This is a genomic window from Duganella callida (assembly GCF_004614165.1).
Taxonomy (GTDB): domain Bacteria; phylum Pseudomonadota; class Gammaproteobacteria; order Burkholderiales; family Burkholderiaceae_D; genus Rugamonas; species Rugamonas callida.
Genome location: NZ_SPVG01000211.1, coordinates 13,337 through 34,912 on the forward strand (window position 1 = coordinate 13,337; position 21,576 = coordinate 34,912).

The window sequence follows — 21,576 nt, forward strand, 5'->3', positions numbered from 1 at the left end:
ATTTGTGCGTTGTGGCGCCACACCTGGCTGCCCCCAAAGTTAAGCAGGGTCTAAGTTTGATCCTTCATATTGGATACATCTAAAATCCTTATTCATCCAGGAGAACCGTTATGTCCAAATCGACTCTCAAACAGGCCGCTGTCGCAGTCGCCGTGCTGGGCGTGATCGGCGTCGGCGGTGCAGTCGCAGTCAAGCAGAATGCCGCTGTCGCAGCCGCCACCGTCCCCGCCGCCGCCGTTGCGCCCGCAACCGCCGCGGCGCCGGCGCCGGTCCCGGTTGGCGCGCCTGGCATCACGCTGCCGGACTTCAGCACCATCGTCGCCCATAATGGCCCGGCGGTGGTCAACATCAACGTCACCGGCAGCACCAAGACCGCCTACGAAGGCGATGGTCCGCAGGCGCGTGGCAACGACCCGTTCGGCGACGATCCGTTCTATGAATTCTTCCGCCGCTTCCAGGGCCAGCAGCGCGGCCAGCAGCGTTCGGTGCCGACCCATGGCCTGGGCTCCGGCTTCATCATCAGCTCGGACGGCATCATCCTGACCAATGCGCACGTGGTGCGCGATGCCAGCGAGGTGGTGGTCAAGCTGACCGACCGCCGTGAATTCCGCGCCAAGGTGCTGGGCTCCGACCCGCAGAGCGACGTCGCCGTGCTGAAGATCGACGCCAAGAATCTGCCGGTGGTGCCGCTGGCGCGCGACAACGACCTGAAAGTGGGTGAATGGGTGCTGGCGATCGGCTCGCCATACGGCCTCGATAACACCGTGACCGCCGGCGTGGTCAGCGCCAAGGGCCGCTCGCTGCCCGATGGTAATGTGCCGTTCATCCAGACCGACGTCGCGGTCAATCCCGGCAACTCGGGCGGCCCGCTGTTCAACACGCGCGGCGAAGTGGTCGGCATCAATTCGCAGATCTACAGCCAGACCGGCGGCTACCAGGGCTTGTCGTTCGCCATCCCGATCGACGTGGCGAACAAGATCAAGAACCAGATCGTCTCCACCGGCAAGGTGGTGCACGCCAAGCTGGGCGTGACGGTGCAGGAAGTCAACCAGAGCTTTGCCGATTCCTTCAACCTGGCGACGCCCGAAGGCGCGCTGGTGTCGAATGTGGAACGCGGCGGCCCGGCCGACAAGGCCGGCCTGAAAGCCGGCGACGTGATCCGCTCGCTGAACGGCCAGAAGGTCATCAGCTCTGCCGACCTGCCGTCGGTGATCAGTCTGTCGGCGCCGGGCGAGAAGATCAACCTGGAAGTCTGGCGTCAGGGCAAGCCGGTGCAGATCACGGCCACCCTGGGCAATGCCAGCGACAAGGTCGCCAGGGCCGATGCGCCGGTCGATCAGGCCAGCGCCAAGATGCGTCTCGGTCTGTCGCTGCGGCCGCTGGACCCGGCCGAGCGCCGCGATTCCGGCATCGCCAGCGGCCTGCTGATCCAGGACGCCGGCGGCGCCGCGGCCGATGCCGGCGTGCAGCCGGGCGACGTGCTGCTGTCGGTGAACGGCCGTCCGGTCAACAGCATCGATCAGGTGCGCGAGGTGGTCGGCAAGTCTTCCAAGTCGGTGGCATTGCTGATCCAGCGTGGCGACGATAAAATCTTCATACCGGTCCGCCTGGGGTAATCTGCTGGCCGGCAGAACGCTGAACAAAAACAGAAAGGGAACAATATGCGACTTCTGCTGGTAGAAGACGACACGATGATCGGTGAAGTGGTGCTCGACCTGCTGCGGGCCGAGCACTACGCGGTGGACTGGGTCAAGGACGGCGCGATGGCCGACACCGCGCTGCAGACCCAGACCTACGACCTGGTGCTGCTGGACCTGGGCCTGCCGCGCAAGGACGGCCTGGACGTGCTGCGCTCGATGCGCGCGCGCAAGGAACTGACCCCGGTGCTGATCGCCACCGCGCGCGACGCCAAGGAACAGCGCATCGCCGGCCTCGACGCCGGCGCCGACGATTACGTGCTCAAACCCTACGACCTCGACGAACTGCTGGCGCGTATCCGCGCCTTGCTGCGCCGCTCGGCCGGCCGCGCCGAACCGATCTTCGAACACGGCAACGTCACCGTCAATCCGCAGACGCGCGAAGTGATCGCCGACGGCAAGCCGGTCAGCCTGTCGGCGCGCGAATGGGCGGTGCTGGAAGCGCTGATCGCGCGTCCCGGCATCGTGCTGTCGCGCCACCAGCTGGAAGAAAAGCTGTACAGCTGGAAGGATGAGGTCAACAGCAACGCGGTCGAAGTCTACATCCACGGCCTGCGCAAGAAACTCGGCGCGGAACTGATACAGAACGTGCGCGGCCTGGGCTACATGGTGCCCAAACTATGAAGGTGAAGGTCCCGTCGCTGCCGCGCGTGCCGGTGGTGACGCACTCCCTGCGCGGCCGCCTGCTATGGTTTTTGCTGGCCGCCATCACCATGGCGGCTCTGGCGCAGGCCACCATCGCCTACCGCAGCGCGCTCAGCGACGCCGACCAGATCTTCGACTACCACATGCAGCAGATGGCGATGTCGCTGCGTTCCAGCGCCACGCTGACCAACAAGGCCGCCGACACCGCGGCCGATCCGGAAAACGATGACCTGGTGGTGCAGGTCTGGACCCCGGACGGTGCCCAGGTATTCCGCTCGCTGTCGCGCGCGGCGCTGCCGCAACGGGCGGTGCTGGGCTTTTCCAACGTGCGGGTCAACAAGACCACCTACCGCGTGTTCTCGGTGCAGACTTCCAACCAGACCGTACAGATCGCCCAGGACATGGCGGTGCGCCAGCGCATGGCCGGCACGCTGGCGCTGCGCACCGTCGGACCGATCGCCGTCATGGCGCCGGTGCTGATGCTGGTGGTGTGGTGGGTGGTGTCCGGCTCGCTGGCGCCGGTGTCGCGCGTCAAGCGGCAGGTGGCGGCGCGCCAGGCCGACGATTTGTCGCCGGTGTCGGAAAACGACCTGCCGGACGAGGTGCTGCCGCTGGTGCAGGAACTGAACCTGCTGTTCGTGCGCGTGCGCACGGCGTTCGAGGCGCAGCAGCACTTCGTGGCCGATGCCGCGCACGAGTTGCGCACGCCGCTGGCGGCCCTGAAATTGCAGGTGCTGAGCCTGGAGCGGGCGCAGGATGCCGCCGCGCGCAGCGTGGCCGTCTCGCGCGTCACGGCCGGCATCGAGCGCGCCACGCGGCTGGTCGAGCAACTGCTGGTGCTGGCGCGGCAGGAGGGCGGCGTCGAGGAAGTCAAGCTGGAGCCGGTCAATCTCAGCGACCTGGTCAAGCGCGTGCTCGGCGACATGAACGGCCTGGCCCAGGCGCGCCAGATCGACCTGGGCCTGAATCATGCCGACGAGGTGGTGCTGGCCGGCCAGCAGGACGCGCTGCTGATCCTGCTGCGCAATCTGGTCGACAACGCCATCAAGTACACGCCGGCCGGCGGCACCGTCGATATCGACTTGCGCCGTAGCGTGGGCGCCACAAAAAACGCCCCGGCGCGCATCGTGCTGAGCGTGGAAGATTCCGGTCCCGGCATCCCGCCGGAAGAGCGCGAACGGGTGTTCAGCCGCTTCTACCGCGTGCCCGGCAGCCCGGCCGGCGGCAGCGGTCTGGGCATGGCCATCGTGCAGTCGATTGCCGAGCGCCACCATGCCACCCTCAAGCTCGACCAGTCCGAGCGGCTGGGGGGGCTGAAGATCAGCGTCGATTTTCCCGAGACTGTAAAGCCCACTCCAGTCTAAAATGCCGTTTTTACATGGCGTGGGAGTGGTGCATGAAGAAAATCGGATTTTCGGGAACGCTGGACCCGATCACCAACGGTCATATGTGGGTGATCAACGAAGCGCGTTCGCTGGCGGACGAGGTGGTGGTATTCCTGTCCGAGAATCCGGCCAAGAAGCCCAAGTTCACGGCCGAGGAGCGCAAGAGCATCATCGCGCTCAGTTGCGCCGAGCAGGGCTGGGATAACGTCTCGGTGGTGATCGTGCGCGGCGACTACACGGCGCGCGCGGCCAAGAAGCAGGGCGTGCACTGCCTGATCCGCGGCATCCGCACCACCGCCGACTTCGACTACGAAAACCTGATCCAGCAGACCAACGTCGACGTGCTGCAGGGCGCCAAGACCGTGTTCGTGATGCCGCCGCGCGACCTGGGTTCGGTCAGCTCCTCGTTCGTGAAAGCGCTGGAAGGGCCGATCGGCTGGAACTGGATCATGAAGAAATTCGTGCCGGGACCGGCCTACCACGCCTGGGTGCTGAGCTGGCTGCGGCGCGAGTGGGAAACCCTGTGGGACTACGAACACCGCGACGCCACCGCCATCGCCCACGCCGACGACTGGTTCGCCCGCCTGACCGGCGAGACCGCGTATGGCGGCGCGGCGCGCCATTACCACAACCTCGACCACCTGGTGCACGGCCTGTGCGAAATCCGCGTCTGGGCCGCCAACACCCGGCCCGACGCGGCCGACGTCGACATCATCAAACAGGCGTTCTGGTTCCACGACGCGGAATATGGCCACAACCGCGATGCCGGCGCGCCGACCAACGAAGAAGCCAGCGCGCAACTATGGCTGGGCAGCCACCTGGGGCAGGAAATGAGCGACGCGGCCGAGCTGATACGTGCGACCGACCACTTCCAGGAAGCCAGCATCACCCATCGCCTGAAAGATATTTTGCTGTGTGTGGATCTGGCCATCCTCGGCCAGGACGACGAGGTCTACCATAACTACGCGCGCGCGATCCGGCAGGAATACCTCCACCTGCCGGACGACGAATATCGTCGCCAGCGCAGCGGCGCGCTGGCGCACCTGAGCCGCAAGGCCGAAGCGGGCCAGCTGTTCCGCGACGCCTACTTCGCCGACCAGTACAACGAGCGCGCCATCGCCAACATGCAGCGCGAAATCGCCGGGCTGTAGAGTCCCCCGATTTTACTGCGGCGGCAGTTCGATGGTTTCCTTGCGCGCGGCCATGGCTTCGCCCAGTTCCATCAGGTCCAGCTTGGTTTTGCGGACTTTCGGGAACATGTCGGTTTCTTCTTCTTCGACGTGGTGGTCGATCATTTCCGACAGCACTTTGACCTTGGCGTCGAACAGGTCGTCGGTCGGTTCCATTTCCTGGATCTGCGCAATCAGGTCTTTGGCGGAAGCGTGTTCGACCAGCGACTCGTCCATGATGTCGTCGTCCTTGATGGCTTTGCGTACAGCCGGATAGAAGATTTCTTCCTCGATCATGGTGTGCCTGATCAGCTCTTCGCAGATCTGCATCGCCAGCTTGTGCTTGCTGACATTGGCGCGATCGCCCAGTTGTTCGTATTGCTCGAACAGCGATTTCACCTGTTCATGGTCCTCCGTCAGCAGGGTGATCGCATCCTGCGGATCGGTTTCGGTCGGGATGGCTTTGCCTACTTTGGCGGGCGTGTGGGAAGTGGTTCTCATGTCGGCTCCTTACGTGGCTGATGGACGTACGAGCCCAGTCTAGAAGCCGCTCCCCCCACCGTCTGTGCGTTGCGCCACGTTGTTTACGGAGCCAGCCGCGTGAAGACGAAGTCGTGGTTCTTGACCAGCGCCTGGTGACAGCCCCAGCAAGTCTGATGCTGGGCTTCATCTGCGGGCTTGCCGTCGATGAAGCGGCCGAAACCCCAGCCGCCGGTCGCCGCATATTTCCTGGAATCCTTGACCATCACCTGCACCGTGGTGGCCTTGCCCGGCACATAGGCGGGCGGCGATTCCGCCGACTGCACGTGTTTCCAGGCCAGCTTGACCAGTACCGTGCCGTCGGGGAAAGGCAGCTGGTTTTTTTCGATCGCGGCCATGGCGACCGGATTGCCCACCACCACGCGCAATTCGTCCAGCGGCGCCGTTTCGTGGGCCGGGGCAATGAATTGCCATTGGCGGTAGCCTTCGGGCAGCGTTACACCATAGATCGGCGAGGCGGCGGGGGCGGCCGCCCGGGCCAGGCCAGTGGCGGCAAACAGCAGGGATAGCAGCAGAGATTTCATGGCAGAGCTCCTCAAGAATTTAATAATCGTATCAGATTAAATCGTATGCGTCAGTAATTCCTTTTAAAAACGGCCCGTAGGCCGTTCGCGTGGCGACCGGTTCAGAACCGGTTCCAATTATTCCGCCGATGTTCGCTGGCTTCCATCATCAAGTGAGAGGCTCTTTGCTCATCCTTTCGGGTAAGGTCATCGCCGCGCTGCACCGTCATCGCCAGTTCCTGGATGGCGGGCGGATACTCGTGCTCGGCCGCTTCCTCCAGCCAGGCGCGGCCCTTGGCACGGTCGCGGACGACGCCGATGCCGTCGTTGTAGAGGTAGGACAGCAGGAACATCGCATGCGGGTTGCCCAGCTGGCTGGCTTGTTCCAGCCAATGCGCGGCCCGGACCGGATCGCGCGGCACCCCTTCGCCATTCTTGTACAGCAGGCCCAGCATCAGCGATGCCTTGGCGTGCTGCTGACGGGCCGCCATGTCGTACCACGGCGCTGCGGCTGCCGGCGCGGCCGGTACGCCGGCCACGCCGACCCGCAGCATCTCGCCGGCCTGGAACGCGGCTTCGCGGTCGCCGCCGCGCGCCGCCAGCTCGAACAACGCGAGCGCGGCGTCGCGCTGTTTGGGACGGGCCTGATACAGGATGGCCAGCTCGCGCTGTGCCACCGGCAGGTGTTGCCCGGCCCAGTCCATCAGCTTGCGCTCGGCGTGGGCGTCGGCTTCCTGCCGGGCTTTCATGCCCAGCACTTCGATCTGCGCCGAGCTCGGCGCTTCCCGCTGGATCTGGCAGCCGAACAGCAAGGCCGAGGTCACGACGACCAGGGCCATGCCGGCGGAGTGGTGGATGCGCATGGCGTGCCCCTGCTTATTTGCTCAAGTCGATGGCGTACTTGGCGAAGCCGCTCGCATCCAGGCCGCCTTCGGCGGTGACGGCGCTCAGGCCGGCGCTCTTGGCCAGCGCCAGGTGGCCGGGCGCCGAACGCAGGATCACCGGACCGGCGGTGGTGGTCTTGACGAAGCTCCAGCTGCGCGCGCTGCCATTGCCGGCCAGCGTGACCTTGCCGGTCGCCGCGCCCTGCGCCGCCAGGTAATTGCTGACCACGGTCTGGTTGGCGTCCGGCGACTTGATGATGGTCTTGCTGCCGTCGATGCCCGGCACGGCGCCGCCGCCGCCCGCGCGGTAGTCGTTGGTGGCGACGATAAAGTCATCCGTATCGGCCACGGGCTTGCCGTTGTAGCTCAGGTTGACGATGCGGCTGCCGCCCGGCTTGGTGACGTCGATCTGGTAGGTCAGCGCATTGTTCTCGGCGTAGAACACGTCGTAGTTGTAGATAGTGCCGTACGACGGCACCAGGTCCTGCTCGGTGGTCTTGCCCGGGTCGATCTGACCGAACTGCTTGGCCGCGGTTTCCAGCCATGCCTTCAGGTCGGATCCCTTGATCTTGACCGCCTGCAGGTTGTTGTTCGAGTACAGGTACAGGTCGCCCGGATTACGCACTTGCAGGCCGACCGGCGCGCTCGAGGAAGCCCCCGGCGCCACGTCGGTGAAGTCGGATGGACCGTTGCGGCCGGCCTTGAACGGCGCGCTGCACGAGATCACCGGGATGTTCTTGTAGCTGGCCAGGGTGGCATCGGTGCTGGTGGCGATGAAGTTCTTCACGTACGCCAGCTGCGCCTGGTTGACCAGCTGGATCGCGGTCACATCGCCCACCAGCGAGAAGTAGGACGACATTTCGAAATCGGTGGTTACGCCCAGCGGCTGCTTGGCGTAGGCGATGGTGGCGGCGTGCTCGCTGGCGACCAGCGGCGCGATGGCGGCGTCGGCGGCGACGTTGGTGCTGCCGTCGGTGTACTTGAAACCGCGCGATTCCACCGTGGTCTTGCCGTTCTGCACCACCCACTTGCCATTGGTGTAGGCCAGCGTCATCTTGATGATGCCCAGGCGGCGGCCCCAGCTCTGCGCCATCACGGTCGGCACGCCGTTGACGAAGCCGTTGACGGCGTCGATGTTGGCGCTGGCCGGGAAGGCGGCGAACGACGGGTCGAGCGCGGCGGCGCCGGTCTCTTTGCCTTTCGGGAAGATCAGGTGCGAGTGGCCGATCAGCAGCGCGTCAATGCCGGTGCTGGTCAGGTGGTAGGAACCGTTTTCCATTTTCGGGCTGTAGCTGCTCGGGTCGAGACCGCCGTGCGACAGCGCCACCACCAGGTCGGCGCCCTTGCTGCGCAGTTCGGGCACGTACTGCTTGGCCGCCTCCTGCACGCCAGTGACGGCGACCTTGCCGGCCAGGTTTTTCTGGTCCCATTCCAGGATCTGCGGCGGCACGAAGCTCATGATGCCGATGTTCAGTTTCACGTCCAGCTTGGTCCCATCGGGCTTGACGGCCGAGAAGGTCTTGGGCAGCAGGGTGTAGGGCTGGACGATGGGCTTGCCGCTGGCCACGCCGGTGACGTTGGTCAGCACCAGCGGGAAGGCCGGCGCGCCGCAAGTGCCGCCCGGTTTGGTGACGCCGGGGATGCCGAAGTCGGTGTTGGTGATCTGGCTCAGGAACGGCAGGCCGTAGTTGAATTCGTGGTTGCCGAAGCCGCCGCCGTCGAACTTCATGGCGTTCATGGCCTTGTGCACGGCCAGCGTGTCGCTGCAGGCGATCGGCTTGGTCACGGCCTGCATGTCGCCCAGCAGCGTGCCCTGGATCACGTCGCCGTCGTCGAGCAGCACGTTGTTGGGGTTTTCCTGGCGCGCGGCGTTGACCAGGGTGGCGGTGCGCTCCAGGCCCAGGCTGGTGTCTTCGGACAGCGAGTAGTAGTTGTAGCTCATCACGTTGGCGTGGATGTCGGTGGTTTCCAACAGGGCCAGGGTGACGGTGGTGCCTTCCGGGATCGCCGGCGCGGCGGGCGGCGTGGCGGTGACCGGATTGTTATCGCCGCCGCATGCTACCAGGCCGGCCGCGGTGAGCGCGGCCAGCATTACCAGATTCAATTTCATCGCAACCTCGAAGAATGGGAATTCAAGGTTGCGACTTTAACTACTTTACGTGACGGCTACATGACAGCGCGTTGATCCGTTTGTATCAATCAGTAGGCCCAGTAGGGGCCGGTCTTGCCGCCGGTGGTGGCGTCTTCCATGACGACGAACACGCGGCGGCCATAGAAGAACGGCAGGCCCCAGTCGAAATAGCTGCCGCCGGCCGTGCCGCCCACCTGCGCCGCACTGATGGTCGAGTCCAGCGCCACCAGGTTGACCAGGCTGAAACTGACCGCGCCGCTGACGCTGCCGTCGGCGGCGGTGTTGGTGGCGCTCAGCGCCAGCGGCGCCGCCGGACAGTAGAAATCGCCGCCGGAGCACTGACGGATGCTGCTGTCGCTGAAGAAGTAGCCGTTGGAGCCGCTGTCGATGAAGCTGGCGCTGTACGTCTTGCCTTGGTAGGTGGTGCTGAAGTCGCCGCCGCTGTTGGCCTGGTAGATGGTTGCGCTGCCGATGGTGTTGTTGCTCTGCGTGTTGACGCCGAAAATCAGCGTGCCGCTGACCGACGTCAGGCCGGCCGTTCCCACCGCCGGCAGGGCGATCAGCACGCCGTTGTTGTTGGTGCTGAACGACGCTACCGGATTGCCGATCTGCTGCGCCAGCGGCATGGTGCTGGCGGTGCAGTTGCCGCTGGCGCAGGCGTAATAGATGCCGCCGACCGCCGTGTTGACGCAGGACGCGCCGCAATCCTGCTTGAACATGCCGACGCCGAGGATGCCCTTGGCGCCCAGCGCGGCCAGCGTGCCGAGGTTGCTGCCGGCGCTGCTGCAGCTGGCTGGCGTGCCGGCATAGCTGGCGCCGCGGTCGCCGATCACCTGGATGGAGATGCCGGCGGCCACCTCGTCCGCCATCTTGACGTCGGCCTGGCGCACCGCGCCCCAGGTATAGCCGCTGATGAACTTGCCGCATTCGCCGGCGTCGGCGCCGCTGGCCGTGCTCACCGCCGGCAAGGCCAGCGTCGAACTGAGCTGGCTGGCCAGCAGGCGCAGGCCGTAGGAGCCGGTGTCGAGCAGCACGTGGTCGACCGTCTGGCACACGCTGCTGCCGGGGCGGCACACGGTCACGCTCACGTACGGCACATTGATCGCGCCGCTGACGCCGCTCGGACCGTTGTCGACCACGATGGCGGTGCTGTTGCTGAGCGCGGCGGTGACGCTGAGCGCGGCGCTGGCCGTGGCGGTGCCGCCGTCGCCGCTGCAGCTCAAGCTGTAGGTAAAGTTGCCGGCATCGGTGGGCGTGACGGTGACCGCGCCGGAAGTGCTCCTGGCGCCGCTCCAGCCGCCGCTGGCGTTGCAGACAGTGGCGTTGGCCGATGACCAGCTCAGCGTGGTGCTTTGGGCGGTGCTGATGTTGGCCGGCGCGAACGTCAGGCTGACCGTGGGCGTGGGCGGCGGCGTGGCCACCGTCACCGTGGCGGTGTTGCTGACGCTGCCGCAAGTCAGGGTGTAGCTGGCCGTGCCGGCATCGCCGGCGCTGACGGCCTGGGTGCCGCTGCTGGCCACGCTGCCGCTCCACGCGCCCGATGCGGTGCAACCGCCGGCCGGCGGATTGCTGACGCTCCAGCTCAGCGTGATCACCTGACCGGTGGTGGTGGCGGTCGGCGTGGCGCTGATGCTGACCACCGGCACGGCCGCCGTCATGCCTTCGCTGACGCCGGTCGACGAGCTGCCGCCATTGGTCGAGCCGCCACCGCACGCCGACAGCACGGCCGCGACCAGCATCGCCAGCATGACCGCGAGCGCTGGCCGCGGCTCTGCCTCTCGCACGACCGTGCGGACCGGCTCCGGCGCAGCCGCCCGAGCGCCGTGCGTCATCCTGCCCGACAGCAGACGCGTCAATTGGGCCATGTTCATGCAGTTCCTTATTCCATGGTGCCGGTGTCGAAGCCGGCCGGCAGCGCGCCGGGTATCCAGGCCCGCCCGGTGAACGCGCGCATATGGCCGTTGGAGACGATCACCACGTCCGCCTGGTTCACCGCCAGTTGCGAATGGCCGGCCTTGGGCCGCTTGGCGGCATTGCTGGTCATCACAGTGAATTTATCGCCGAGCAAGGTGCGCAGGTCGGGCAGGGTGGGACCGTTCCAGCTGACGGCAAACACCACGCCGTTGGCGTCGACGTATTCGCGCACCACGGTGCCGCTGTCCAGTGTCGCCTGGCTGATGGTGTAGACGGCGCCGGTGTCGGCGGCGGCCAGACTGCGCGCGGCCTGCCGGATCTGTTTGCCGCCGCCGAAGTCGGACGGAGAACTGCCCAGTGCCGCGTACGCCAGCGCGCCTTGCAGCAGGGACAGGAACAACATCAGGGTGAATGCGTGGCGCATGGGACACTCCGTTCAAGACCACGGCAGTGTAGAACGCCCCCGAGTTGGATTGAGTTAGGGAGATGTAAGAAAACGTAAAAGAACGGCGTCCGCGGACGCCGTTCCTTGAGGGCAGCAGGCTTTAGAACTTGACGTACAGGCGGCCGAAGTAGGACGCGCCGTTCAGACCGAACTGCACCGATTCGTACTTGAAGCCATTGTCGGTCTCGTCCGGATTCTGGCTGGTCGGCTTGACGTTGAAGATGTTGTTGCCGCCAAACGTGAACTTCATGTTCTTGTTGATGGTGTAGGTCAGGCTCAGGTCGGCCGAGGTCTTGGCCTCATAGTGCTGGTTCGGCACGCCGGCGGCGGTGCCGCTGTAGGTGCCCAGCGTCTGCGGACCGAAGTGGATGATCTTCAGGTCGCCTTCCCAGTCGCCGTGGATGTAGTCGAAGCCCAGCGTCGCCTTCGAGCGCGGCGCGCCCTGTTCGATGTACAGGCGTTCCTTCTCCGACAGCAGCACGTCCTCATAGCCCTTCAGCGAAGCCGGCGCATGGATGCCGGTCACTTCGGTCTTGCTGACGTTCATGGCCAGGTAAGTGTTCAACTTGTCCGCGCCGAAACTGGTCTTGTGCGAGGCAGTCAGGTCCAGGCCCTTGGTCTTGGTGTCGACCGAGTTGACGAAGAACTGCGCCTGGCCCACGCCCAGCGTCGCCAGCTTGGCCGCCAGGTCGGGATAGTTGCTGTCGTCGAAGCGGCCGGACAGCACGATGCGGTCCTTGATCTTGATCTGGTACAGGTCGGCGGTGACCGAGATCGCCTGGGTCGGCGTCCAGGTCGTGCCCAGCGTGTAGCTGGTGGATTTCTCTTCCTTCAGCTTGGGAATGCCGGCCAGGTTGGTGACCGCGCTGTTGTTCGGCGCCAGCACCACGTCGGTCGGCACGCCGCTGATGAAGTCGGTGAAGGTGGAGGAGAAATACATCTGCTGCAGCGACGGCGCGCGGAAGCCGGTCGAGGCCGAACCGCGCAGCAGCACTGTCGGCGCCACGCGCCAGCTGCCGGCCAGCTTGCCGGTGGTGGTCGAGCCGAAGTCGCTGTATTTCTCGTAGCGCACCGCGCCCTGGGCCTTGACGGTGTCGGTCAGGTCGGCTTCCAGATCGAGGTAGGCGGCCAGACTGTGGCGGTTGGCGTCGACCTGGTCGGCCGGCTGGAAGCCGGGGAAGCCCTGGCTGCCGGCGTTGCCGCCGATGCCGACGCCATCGGCGTCGACGTAGGAGCCCGGTTCGCCGGCGTAGATCTTGTAGTTCTCGTGGCGGTACTCGCCGCCGAACGCGACGTTCAGGCCGCCCGCGCCGAACACGCCGTCGAAGTAGCGGTTAAAGTCCAGGTTGGTGGTCAGCTGCTCGAAGGAGAAGCCGCCGGCGTTGAAGTGGTCGGGGCTGATGCCCTTGCCGCCGGCCAGCAAGTCCTTGTTGGCGATCGACGCGTTCAGCGTGTGGCTGATGTCGTAGATCATCTTGTTGTAGCCGTAGGTCTGCGACACGTCCATATTCCATTCGCCGACCTGGTTGCGGTGGCCGATGGTGGCGTAACGGTCGTCGATCTGCGCATTGATGAATGGCACGAAGCCATCCGGATACATGGCGGCCGAGTTGCGCGACGGGATGTCGTCGCTGCCGATGCCGCCGCGCGACCAGGCGCCCGACGAGGCGTCGCGGCTTTGCACGCCGGCGGTCAGGTACAGCCGGCCGCTGCCGACGGTCGGCAGTTCGCCGTTGAGGTACAGGGTCTGGTTTTCGGTCTTGCTGTCGCCGATGGTGCGTGGATTGTCGGGGCCGGCGCGGTTGGAGCGGCCGCGGTCCAGGTATTCGCCGGTGACGCCCAGCACGCCGCCATTGCCGATGTCGAAGCCGCAGTAGGCCGAGGCCAGGTAATTCTTGCCGTCGCCGGCGCTGTACTGACTGTAGCCGGCCACCGCTTCGCAGCCCTTGGATTTTTTCAGGCCGATGTCCATCACGCCGGCGATCGCGTCCGAGCCGTACTGGGCGGCGGCGCCGTCGCGCAGCACCTGCACATCCTTGATTGCCATCATGGGGATGGCGTTCATGTCGGTGCCGGTGTTGCCCCGGTTGCGCGCGCCGAACAGGTTGACCAGCGCGGTGGTGTGGCGGCGCTTGCCGTTGACCAGCACCAGGGTCTGGTCGGAACCGAGGCCGCGCAGCGCGGCCGAATCGACCAGGTCGGCGCCGTCGGAGCCGGTCTGGCGGGTCGAGTTGAACGACGGTGAAATATAGGTCAGCGTCTGCGCCAGGTCGAACTGGCCACCCGACTCGGAGACTTTGCTCAGGGGGATCACGTCCACCGGCACCACGGTATCGGTGGCCGAGCTGGTCGCGCGGCGCGAGCCGACGATGCTCACCGATTGCAGATCGGATTGCGCGGCCGCGTCCGCCATTACGGTCAGCGCGCTGGCGCCGTACAGGCTGAGCAGAACGGCTTTATGTAAGATTTTGTTGTTGATCATTGTCTACTCCCGGAAAACTTGATTTTATTCAAATTGGTTATATAGACAGGTGTTTTTCTAACAATTTTGCGTGCGAACATTATTTAGTGTTGCATCCATGCTTCACACTAAGGGAAACCCTTACGTAGTGCTACGGAATTCGGCATTTCCGCCGATCAGTACCCTATCGTTCAGCAATTCCGTAGGTAGCCGGCAGGGCGCACGCCGTGCCGCGGATGCACGGCGAGTCGTCCATTTTTTGCATTCTGGGCCATTAAATGGGCGGTCTGTCGCATCGTGCACTGGCTGACGGCGCGGCGATGCAAAAATGTCTTTTTCATCAGGGAAAGACGTCATGATAATGCGTAGCGTAGCGGTGATGGCTGGACTGTGGTGCGCCGGACAGGCGCTGGCGGCCACCGTCACAACGGAGCTGATCGATGGCCGCGCGGTCGAAATGATCAGCGTAAAGAATCCGGCGGCCAAGGCGGTGGTGGTATTTGAAAACGGTTCGCGCGCCACTGTCGACAAGTGGGACAAGGTGATCGACGCCATTGCGCCGCAAGCCTCGGTGTTCGCCTACAACCGTCCCGGCTACGGCAAGAGCGCCGAAACCGACGCGCCGCGCGACGGCCTGACCATCGTCGAGCAACTGCGCGCGCAGCTGCGTCAACAGGGGCTGAGGCCGCCCTACATCCTGGTTGGCCATTCGCTGGGCGGCCTGTACATGCAGTTGTTTGCCAAGCGCCATCCAGAAGAGGTCAGTGGCATCGTACTGGTCGATTCATTGTACCCACGCGTGATCAAGAAGCAGGAAGACTTCCCCCTGTTGACCCGTGTCGGCGCCCGCCTGTTCTTTTCGAGCATGGTGCGCAAGGAAATCAACAGTATTGACGAAACCAGCGAACAAGTGCTGGCGCAAGGCTCGATCGACGATAAGCCCCTGATTCGCCTGGTCAACCAGCCCAGGGGCGCCACTGCCATCCCCGTCGATTTCGGCGTCGTCAACAAGGACCCGCAAACCGTCGCTTTCGTCAAAGCGCTGTACCCGCAGGCCAAAACGGTGTTTGTCGACTCCGACCACCAGATGCAGACCGCTACACCGCAAGCGGTCATCGACGCTATCAAGGAAATGATTGTCTTGCGGCAATAGCCTGACCCAACGCGAATAGGGTAAAATACTGTATATATAAACAGTATCAACCATGAGCACCCCTCCGCCATCAACGGAATTGCCGGCGTATGCCGAGCTGTTCTGTCTATCCAATTTTTCGTTTCTGCAGGGCGCCTCCCATGCGGAAGAATTGGTGGCGCGCGCGGCACAGCTCAATTATGCGGCGCTGGCCATTACCGATGAGTGTTCGCTGGCCGGCGTGGTGCGCGCGCATGGGGAGGCGAAGAAGGCGGGCTTGCCGCTGATCATCGGCAGCTATTTCAAGCTGAGCAATCCGGATGGCAGCGCGGCCCTGTCGCTGGTGGCGCTGGCCACCAACAAGAATGGTTACGGCAATTTGTGCGAACTGATCACGATAGGCCGCAACCGCGTCGAAAAGGGGCGTTACCTGTTGCGGCCGGACGACCTGGCCGCGCCGCCGCCCGCCTTCGCCCACCTGCGCGGATTGCCGGACTGCCTGCTGATCCTGCTGCCGGATTACCCCGCCCACCAGGCCGAGGATGTGGACCGGCTGCACCTGCAGGCGGCGTGGATGGAAGCCACGTTTCCAGGCCGCTCATGGATGGGCCTGAATCTGCTGCTGCGTTCTTTCGATGAGGCGCACCGCCTCAGCATTGCCGAAGTGGCGACCCAGCACCGCATGCCGGTGGTGGCGGTCGGTCATGTGTGCATGCATGTGCGTTCGCGCAAGCCGCTGCAGGATACGATGACCGCCATCCGCGTCGGCCGGCCGGTGGGCGAGTGCGGCTACGCGCTGGCGCAGAACGCCGAGCAGCACCTGCGCCCGCGTGTGCTGCTGGCCAACCTGTATCCGGCGTCGGCGCTGGCGGAGACGGTGCGCATCGCGCAACTGTGCACCTTCAATTTGACCGAACTGCGCTATCACTATCCGAGCGAGCTGATACCGCCCGGCCACACGCCGGGCAGCTATCTGCGACAGGAAGTGGAGCTCGGCATTCTGCGTTTCTGGCCGGGCGGCGCGTCGCCGAAAGTCCGGGACCAGGTCGAGAAAGAGCTGACGCTGATTGCGGCACTGGAGTACGAGTCATATTTTCTGACCGTGTACGACATCGTGCGCTTCGCGCGCTCCAGGGATATCCTGTGTCAGGGACGCGGCTCGGCCGCCAACTCGGCGGTCTGCTATTGCCTGGGCATCACCGCCGTCGATCCCGAGCGCGGCAATCTGCTGACCGGCCGCTTCATCTCGCGCGAGCGCAACGAGCCGCCCGACATCGACGTCGATTTCGAGCACCAGCGGCGCGAAGAGGTGATTCAGTACATCTACGAGAAGTACGGCCATGACCGGGCGGCCCTGGCGGCGGTGGTGATCTGCTATCGGCCGCGCAGTGCGCTGCGTGACAGCGGCAAGGCGCTGGGCGTGGACCTGGCCGTGGTCGACAAGGTCTGCAAGTCGCACCGCTGGTTCGACAGTCGCCACGATCTGCTGGCGCGGCTGCAGGAATGCGGTCTCGATCCGGCGGCGCAATTGTCCCAGCAATGGGCGGCGCTGGCGTTTGCCCTGCTGAACAATCCGCGCCACCTGTCGCAGCATCCGGGCGGCTTCGTGATCTCGCACGAGAAGCTGACGCGGCTGGTGCCGATCGAGGCGGCCACCATGGAAAACCGCTATGTGATCCAGTGGGACAAGGACGATCTCGAAGAACTCGGGCTGATGAAGGTGGACGTGCTGGCGCTGGGCATGCTGTCGGCGTTGCGCCGCTCGCTGGACCTGCTGAGCGTGCGCTACGGCCGGCCGTTCGCCATGCATGACATCCCCAAAGAAGACCCCGCGACCTACGACATGATGTGCGAGGCCGACACCATCGGGGTGTTCCAGATCGAATCGCGCGCGCAGATGAGCATGCTGCCGCGCCTGCGGCCCAGGGAGTTTTACGACCTGGTGATCGAGGTGGCGATCGTGCGGCCGGGGCCGATCCAGGGCGGCATGGTGCATCCTTATCTGCAGCGGCGCGTGGACCCCACCAAGATCGATTGTCCGCCCGGTCTGGAAGTCGCCCTGAAGCGTACGCTGGGCGTGCCGATCTTCCAGGAGCAGGTGATGCAGATCGCCATGATCGCGGCCGGCTTTACCGAGGGCGAGGCCGACGATCTGCGGCGCGCCATGGCGGCCTGGAAGCGCAAGGGCGGCGTCGACAAGTACAAGGACCGCATCGTCGACGGCATGATCGAGCGTGGCTATGAGGAGGATTTTGCCCTGGCCATCTGCGAGCAGATCAAGGGCTTCGGCGAATACGGCTTTCCCGAATCGCACTCCGCCAGCTTCGCCCTGCTGACCTACAACAGCTCGTGGATCAAGCGCCATGAGCCGGCGGCTTTCCTGTGCGCGCTGTTGAACAGCCAGCCGATGGGCTTCTACAGTCCCTCGCAGCTGGTGCAGGACGCGAAACGGCATGGCGTGGTGGTGCGCGCGATCGATGTCACCGTCAGCGACTGGGAATCCACGCTGGAAGAGGAAACCGGCAAGCTGCGGCAGCCGGCGGTGCGGCTCGGCCTGACGATGCTGAAGGGCATGCGCGAGGACGTCGCCAAGCGCATCGAAGCGGCGCGCCAGCAGCAGCCGTTCGCCAGCGTTGCCGACCTGGCGCGGCGCGCCGACCTCGACCGCCACGCGCTGCAGGTGCTGGCCGGCGGCAACGCGCTGAGCCGCTTGGCCGGGCATCGGCGCCAGGCCTTGTGGCAGGCGGTCGGCGCGGTGCCGGACCAGGATTTGCTGCGTCCCACCATGCCCGACGAGGAAACACCCGCATTGCGGGCGCCCAGCGAAGGCGAGGACATCCTCGGCGATTACCGCTCGCACGGCCTGACGCTGCGCCGGCATCCGGTGGCGCTGCTGCGGCCGGCGCTGTTCCAGCATCGCTTCATGCCGGCGACCACGCTCAACACCTACACCAGCGGCATGGTGGCGCGCGCCTGCGGCATGGTCACGGTGCGGCAGCGGCCCGGCACCGCCAAGGGCGTGATTTTCATGACGCTGGAAGATGAAACCGGCAGCGTCAACGTGATCATCTGGCCGACGTTGCTGGAACAGCAGCGGCGCGAAGTGCTGAGCGCGCCGCTGCTGGGGGTGTATGGGGTGTGGCAGGAAGAGGGCAAGGTGCGCCACCTGGTGGCCAAGCGGCTGGTCGACATGTCGCACCTGCTGGGCAGGTTGCCGACCGTGAGCCGCGATTTCTGTTAATGACGCGACGAACGTCGTCGCAAGTGGACCGCCACCATCGATTCGTGCCCGTCGGCCCAACCGCTGAGCATGACGGGCATGCCATCCTGCAGCCGCTCGGGGCGGCGCAGGAAGTTACGGTACAACCAGTGAGCAGCCAGGCCGGCGACGCCGACCAGCACGAGGATGGCGGCCAACATCACCGTGCTCCCGTGCCCGTGCCGCCGAGACTGCCGCCGGTGCCGTAGTAGCTGTGCACCTGGCTGGCCCAGGTCTGGTTGGCCATGTCCGGCCAGTCGTCCTTGTCGAAACCTGGCGCCGCCTCGATGCGCTCCTTGTCGATGTTCAGCGTGAAGCGCTTGTTGACGGTGTCCAGGGTCAGCGCCTCCCATGGCACGGCAAACAGTTTTTCGCCCATGGTCAGCACGCCGCCCGACGCCATCACCGCGTAGGCGATCTGGCCGGTGCGCATGTCCAGCATGATTTCCTTGATGGTGCCCAGGTGTTCGTTCTGCAGATTGTGCACGTGGTCGCCGATCAGGGTGTCGGCGCCCATCAGTTCCGGACCCGGGCCCTTGTGGCCGCGGTCCACGTACATGCCGTATTGGTCGCGATCTTCGTAGCTCATGATACCTCCCGTAATCAATGAGTTATCATTTTGCTCTCGGTTTGTCAGCTGGTCTGTACGCTGATGCACCCTCCGGCAAGCTTGCCAAAGCGGTCAGACGGCGCGCTTTGCCGGGCAGAAGGTGAAGAATCGGCGGTTTTAGGATATAATTTCAATTTCCCGCATGTGCCGTTCGGCACCTTCCGCAATGACCAAATTTGTCTTCGTCACCGGCGGCGTCGTGTCTTCCCTGGGTAAAGGGATCGCCGCTGCTTCCCTCGCTGCGATCCTCGAATCGCGCGGCCTCAAAGTCACCATGCTCAAGCTCGACCCGTACATCAACGTCGACCCGGGCACCATGTCTCCAATGCAACACGGTGAAGTGTTCGTCACCGATGACGGCGCCGAGACCGACCTCGACCTCGGTCACTACGAGCGTTTCATCAGCACGCGCATGCGCAAGGTGAACAACTTCACCACCGGCCAGATCTACGAATCGGTGATCCGCAAGGAACGCCGCGGCGAGTACCTGGGCAAGACGGTGCAGGTGATCCCGCACATCACCAATGAAATCCAGGATTACATCCGGCGTGGCGCGGAAGGCTACGATGTGGCCCTGTGCGAAATCGGCGGCACCGTCGGCGACATCGAGTCGCTGCCGTTCCTGGAAGCCGCACGTCAGCTGAGTCTGCGCGCCGGCCGCAAGAACTCGGCCTTCGTGCACCTGACCCTGGTGCCCTACATCGCCTCGGCCGGCGAGCTGAAGACCAAACCGACCCAGCACTCGGTACAGAAACTGCGCGAAATCGGCATCTCGCCGAACGCGCTGCTGTGCCGCGCCGACCGCCGCATCCCGGACGACGAGCGCGCCAAGATTTCGCTGTTCTCCAACATCGAAGAGCAGGCCGTGATCTCGGTGTGGGACGTGGACACCATCTACAAGGTGCCGCAGATGCTGCACGACCAGGGCCTGGACGCGATCATCTGCGAAGCGCTGGACATCAACCCGGCCCCGGCCGATCTGTCCATGTGGAGCAAGCTGATCCACACGCTGGAACATCCGAAGAACGAAGTGTCTATCGGCATGGTGGGCAAGTATGTGGAGCTGACCGAGTCGTACAAGTCGCTGACCGAAGCGCTGCGCCACGCCGGCATCCACACCGAATCCAGGGTCAACATCGAGTATATCGACTCGGAAGAAATCGAAACCACCGGCTGCGCCAGCCTGGCCAAGTACGACGCCATCCTGGTGCCGGGCGGTTTCGGCAAGCGCGGCGTGGAAGGCAAGATCCTGGCCGCCCAGTTCGCCCGTGAAAACAAGATTCCTTACCTCGGCATCTGCCTGGGCATGCAGGTGGCGCTGATCGAATACGCGCGCCACAAGGCCGGCCTGACCGAAGCCAATTCGACCGAGTTCGACCTGAACACCGCGCAACCGGTGGTGGCGCTGATCGACGAATGGCAGGGCCAGGACGGCAAGGTCGAGAAGCGCGACGAGAACTCCGACCTGGGCGGCACCATGCGCCTGGGCGCGCAGACCTGCGCCATCAAGCCGGGCACGCTGGCCTCGGAAATCTACGGCGCGGTGGTGACCGAGCGTCACCGTCACCGCTACGAAGCCAACAACCACTACCTGCCGCGCGTGGAAGCGGCCGGCCTGGTGGTGGCGGCGCGTACGCCGACCGAAGACCTGTGCGAAATCATGGAGCTGCCGCGCAGCGGCGACAACGCCCACCCGTGGTACATGGGCGTGCAGTACCACCCTGAATTCAAATCCACCCCGCGTGACGGCCACCCGCTGTTCACGTCCTATATCAAGGCAGCGCTGGCCCACAAGGCCGCGGGCGGTGCCGATGCACTGCAAGGAGAGGCAGCATGAAACTGTGCGGATTCGATGTCGGCCTCGATAAGCCGTTCTTCCTGATCTCGGGCAACTGCGTGGTCGAGTCGCGCCAGATGGCGTTCGACACCGCCGGCGCGCTGAAGGAAATGACCAGCGCGCTGGGCATCCCGTTCATCTTCAAGGCTTCGTTCGACAAGGCCAACCGTTCGTCGGGCAAGTCCTACCGCGGTCCCGGCCGCGAGCAGGGCCTGGAAATCCTGGCCGCCGTCAAGCGCGAGCTGGGCGTGCCGGTGCTGACCGACGTGCACACCATCGAAGACATCGCAGTGGCGTCGAAAGTGGTGGACGTGCTGCAGACCCCGGCCTTCCTGTGCCGCCAGACCGACTTCATCGTCGCCTGCGCGCAGTCCGGCCTGCCGGTCAACATCAAGAAGGGCCAGTTCCTGGCCCCGCACGACATGAAGAACGTGATCGACAAGGCCCGTGCCGCCGCCAAGGAAGCCGGCCTGAACGAAGACAACTTCATGGCCTGCGAACGCGGCGCCTCGTTCGGCTACAACAACCTGGTGTCCGACATGCGCTCGCTGTCCATCATGCGCGAAACCGGCGCGCCGGTGGTGTTCGATGCGACCCACTCGGTGCAGCTGCCGGGCGGCAACGGCACTTCCTCGGGCGGCATGCGCGAGATGGTGCCGGTGCTGTCGCGCGCGGCGGTGGCGGTCGGCGTCGACGGCCTGTTCATGGAAACCCATCCCAATCCCGCGGAAGCCCTGTCGGACGGCCCCAACGCCGTGCCGCTGGGCCGCATGAAGGACTTGCTGTCCGTTCTGATCGAACTGGACCGCGTCACCAAAAAAGCTGGTTTCCTGGAGAACAGCTTCAACTAAAGCAACATACCCGGTGTGAAAGTTTTAGCAAGCTTGCCTGCACCGGGTACAATTCCCGTTATTTCGTCCCGCAACGCGCATCAGAACGCGGAGCGACATCGTCTCGTCTAACT

17 protein-coding genes are annotated in these 21,576 nt (G+C 64.7%); 8 read left to right on the top strand and 9 right to left on the bottom strand.

The window, feature by feature from the left end:
- Positions 1–110 precede the first annotated feature (110 nt).
- Genes E4L98_RS21295 through coaD form a run of 4 tightly spaced genes read left to right on the top strand, consistent with a single transcriptional unit; the run spans position 111 to position 4,878 of the window.
- A complete protein-coding gene (locus tag E4L98_RS21295) occupies positions 111–1,616 on the top strand; it encodes a Do family serine endopeptidase (RefSeq protein WP_135203549.1) in 1,506 nt (501 codons plus the stop codon).
- Between the two features lie 45 nt (positions 1,617–1,661).
- Entirely contained in the window at positions 1,662–2,321 is a 660-nt protein-coding gene (locus E4L98_RS21300; RefSeq protein ID WP_135203550.1) for a response regulator, read from the top strand.
- Positions 2,318–3,706 carry an ATP-binding protein gene (locus E4L98_RS21305; RefSeq protein WP_135203551.1) on the top strand — a complete coding sequence of 463 codons (1,389 nt, stop codon included), beginning with the start codon at positions 2,318–2,320 and terminating at the stop codon, positions 3,704–3,706. Before E4L98_RS21300 ends, E4L98_RS21305 begins: the two co-directional genes overlap by 4 nt.
- Before the next feature lie 32 nt (positions 3,707–3,738).
- Positions 3,739–4,878, top strand: coding sequence for a pantetheine-phosphate adenylyltransferase (coaD, locus tag E4L98_RS21310; protein WP_135203552.1), 1,140 nt, complete (start codon positions 3,739–3,741; stop codon positions 4,876–4,878).
- Between the two features lie 12 nt (positions 4,879–4,890).
- Here the strand turns inward: coaD and E4L98_RS21315 are convergent, their stop codons facing one another.
- The 7 genes from E4L98_RS21315 to E4L98_RS21345 form a co-directional block, all read right to left on the bottom strand.
- Complete coding sequence (locus E4L98_RS21315; protein WP_135203553.1) at positions 4,891–5,397, bottom strand: hemerythrin domain-containing protein; 507 nt, start codon at positions 5,395–5,397, stop codon at positions 4,891–4,893.
- A gap of 83 nt (positions 5,398–5,480) precedes the next feature.
- Positions 5,481–5,960 carry a cytochrome P460 family protein gene (locus E4L98_RS21320; RefSeq protein ID WP_135203554.1) on the bottom strand — a complete coding sequence of 160 codons (480 nt, stop codon included), beginning with the start codon at positions 5,958–5,960 and terminating at the stop codon, positions 5,481–5,483.
- A gap of 101 nt (positions 5,961–6,061) precedes the next feature.
- Positions 6,062–6,802, bottom strand: coding sequence for a tetratricopeptide repeat protein (locus E4L98_RS21325; RefSeq protein WP_135203555.1), 741 nt, complete (start codon positions 6,800–6,802; stop codon positions 6,062–6,064).
- Positions 6,803–6,815: 13 nt separating this feature from the next.
- On the bottom strand, positions 6,816–8,933 hold the full coding sequence (locus E4L98_RS21330) for a bifunctional 2',3'-cyclic-nucleotide 2'-phosphodiesterase/3'-nucleotidase (RefSeq protein WP_135203556.1): 2,118 nt from the start codon (positions 8,931–8,933) through the stop codon (positions 6,816–6,818).
- A gap of 89 nt (positions 8,934–9,022) precedes the next feature.
- Complete coding sequence (locus tag E4L98_RS21335) at positions 9,023–10,825, bottom strand: DUF3443 domain-containing protein (RefSeq protein WP_229257495.1); 1,803 nt, start codon at positions 10,823–10,825, stop codon at positions 9,023–9,025.
- An 8-nt stretch (positions 10,826–10,833) separates the two neighbouring features.
- Positions 10,834–11,292 carry a DUF2844 domain-containing protein gene (locus E4L98_RS21340; protein ID WP_135203557.1) on the bottom strand — a complete coding sequence of 153 codons (459 nt, stop codon included), beginning with the start codon at positions 11,290–11,292 and terminating at the stop codon, positions 10,834–10,836.
- A gap of 121 nt (positions 11,293–11,413) precedes the next feature.
- Positions 11,414–13,795 (bottom strand): TonB-dependent receptor plug domain-containing protein, encoded by a 2,382-nt coding sequence (locus E4L98_RS21345; protein ID WP_135203558.1) that lies wholly within the window; start codon positions 13,793–13,795, stop codon positions 11,414–11,416.
- A 334-nt stretch (positions 13,796–14,129) separates the two neighbouring features.
- Between E4L98_RS21345 and E4L98_RS21350 the strand changes: the two genes are divergently transcribed.
- Positions 14,130–14,927, top strand: coding sequence for an alpha/beta fold hydrolase (locus E4L98_RS21350; RefSeq protein ID WP_229257496.1), 798 nt, complete (start codon positions 14,130–14,132; stop codon positions 14,925–14,927).
- 52 nt (positions 14,928–14,979) lie between these two features.
- Complete coding sequence (locus E4L98_RS21355) at positions 14,980–18,147, top strand: error-prone DNA polymerase (protein WP_135203560.1); 3,168 nt, start codon at positions 14,980–14,982, stop codon at positions 18,145–18,147.
- Here E4L98_RS21355 and E4L98_RS21360 read toward each other — a convergent pair.
- On the bottom strand, positions 18,144–18,326 hold the full coding sequence (locus E4L98_RS21360; RefSeq protein WP_135203561.1) for a hypothetical protein: 183 nt from the start codon (positions 18,324–18,326) through the stop codon (positions 18,144–18,146). The two genes, E4L98_RS21355 and E4L98_RS21360, sit on opposite strands and share 4 nt — an antisense overlap.
- Positions 18,326–18,754, bottom strand: a complete 429-nt coding sequence (locus E4L98_RS21365) for a PRC-barrel domain-containing protein (protein WP_135203562.1) — start codon at positions 18,752–18,754, stop codon at positions 18,326–18,328. The genes E4L98_RS21360 and E4L98_RS21365 overlap by 1 nt, the downstream gene beginning before the upstream one ends.
- Positions 18,755–18,941: 187 nt before the next feature.
- Between E4L98_RS21365 and pyrG the strand changes: the two genes are divergently transcribed.
- Positions 18,942–20,612 carry a CTP synthase gene (gene pyrG, locus E4L98_RS21370; RefSeq protein WP_135203563.1) on the top strand — a complete coding sequence of 557 codons (1,671 nt, stop codon included), beginning with the start codon at positions 18,942–18,944 and terminating at the stop codon, positions 20,610–20,612.
- Positions 20,609–21,463 carry a 3-deoxy-8-phosphooctulonate synthase gene (gene kdsA / locus E4L98_RS21375; RefSeq protein ID WP_135203564.1) on the top strand — a complete coding sequence of 285 codons (855 nt, stop codon included), beginning with the start codon at positions 20,609–20,611 and terminating at the stop codon, positions 21,461–21,463. Before pyrG ends, kdsA begins: the two co-directional genes overlap by 4 nt.
- Positions 21,464–21,576: the final 113 nt, after the last annotated feature.

What these genes read in the sequence shown, in the direction of transcription:
- E4L98_RS21295 (WP_135203549.1), top strand. Translation starts at nt 111, where the DNA reads ATGTCCAAATCGACTCTCAAACAGGCCGCTGTCGCAGTCGCCGTGCTG.
- E4L98_RS21300 (WP_135203550.1), top strand. Translation starts at nt 1,662, where the DNA reads ATGCGACTTCTGCTGGTAGAAGACGACACGATGATCGGTGAAGTGGTG.
- E4L98_RS21305 (WP_135203551.1), top strand. Translation starts at nt 2,318, where the DNA reads ATGAAGGTGAAGGTCCCGTCGCTGCCGCGCGTGCCGGTGGTGACGCAC.
- coaD (WP_135203552.1), top strand. Translation starts at nt 3,739, where the DNA reads ATGAAGAAAATCGGATTTTCGGGAACGCTGGACCCGATCACCAACGGT.
- E4L98_RS21315 (WP_135203553.1), bottom strand. Translation starts at nt 5,397, where the DNA reads ATGAGAACCACTTCCCACACGCCCGCCAAAGTAGGCAAAGCCATCCCG.
- E4L98_RS21320 (WP_135203554.1), bottom strand. Translation starts at nt 5,960, where the DNA reads ATGAAATCTCTGCTGCTATCCCTGCTGTTTGCCGCCACTGGCCTGGCC.
- E4L98_RS21325 (WP_135203555.1), bottom strand. Translation starts at nt 6,802, where the DNA reads ATGCGCATCCACCACTCCGCCGGCATGGCCCTGGTCGTCGTGACCTCG.
- E4L98_RS21330 (WP_135203556.1), bottom strand. Translation starts at nt 8,933, where the DNA reads ATGAAATTGAATCTGGTAATGCTGGCCGCGCTCACCGCGGCCGGCCTG.
- E4L98_RS21335 (WP_229257495.1), bottom strand. Translation starts at nt 10,825, where the DNA reads ATGAACATGGCCCAATTGACGCGTCTGCTGTCGGGCAGGATGACGCAC.
- E4L98_RS21340 (WP_135203557.1), bottom strand. Translation starts at nt 11,292, where the DNA reads ATGCGCCACGCATTCACCCTGATGTTGTTCCTGTCCCTGCTGCAAGGC.
- E4L98_RS21345 (WP_135203558.1), bottom strand. Translation starts at nt 13,795, where the DNA reads ATGATCAACAACAAAATCTTACATAAAGCCGTTCTGCTCAGCCTGTAC.
- E4L98_RS21350 (WP_229257496.1), top strand. Translation starts at nt 14,130, where the DNA reads ATGATAATGCGTAGCGTAGCGGTGATGGCTGGACTGTGGTGCGCCGGA.
- E4L98_RS21355 (WP_135203560.1), top strand. Translation starts at nt 14,980, where the DNA reads ATGAGCACCCCTCCGCCATCAACGGAATTGCCGGCGTATGCCGAGCTG.
- E4L98_RS21360 (WP_135203561.1), bottom strand. Translation starts at nt 18,326, where the DNA reads ATGTTGGCCGCCATCCTCGTGCTGGTCGGCGTCGCCGGCCTGGCTGCT.
- E4L98_RS21365 (WP_135203562.1), bottom strand. Translation starts at nt 18,754, where the DNA reads ATGAGCTACGAAGATCGCGACCAATACGGCATGTACGTGGACCGCGGC.
- pyrG (WP_135203563.1), top strand. Translation starts at nt 18,942, where the DNA reads ATGACCAAATTTGTCTTCGTCACCGGCGGCGTCGTGTCTTCCCTGGGT.
- kdsA (WP_135203564.1), top strand. Translation starts at nt 20,609, where the DNA reads ATGAAACTGTGCGGATTCGATGTCGGCCTCGATAAGCCGTTCTTCCTG.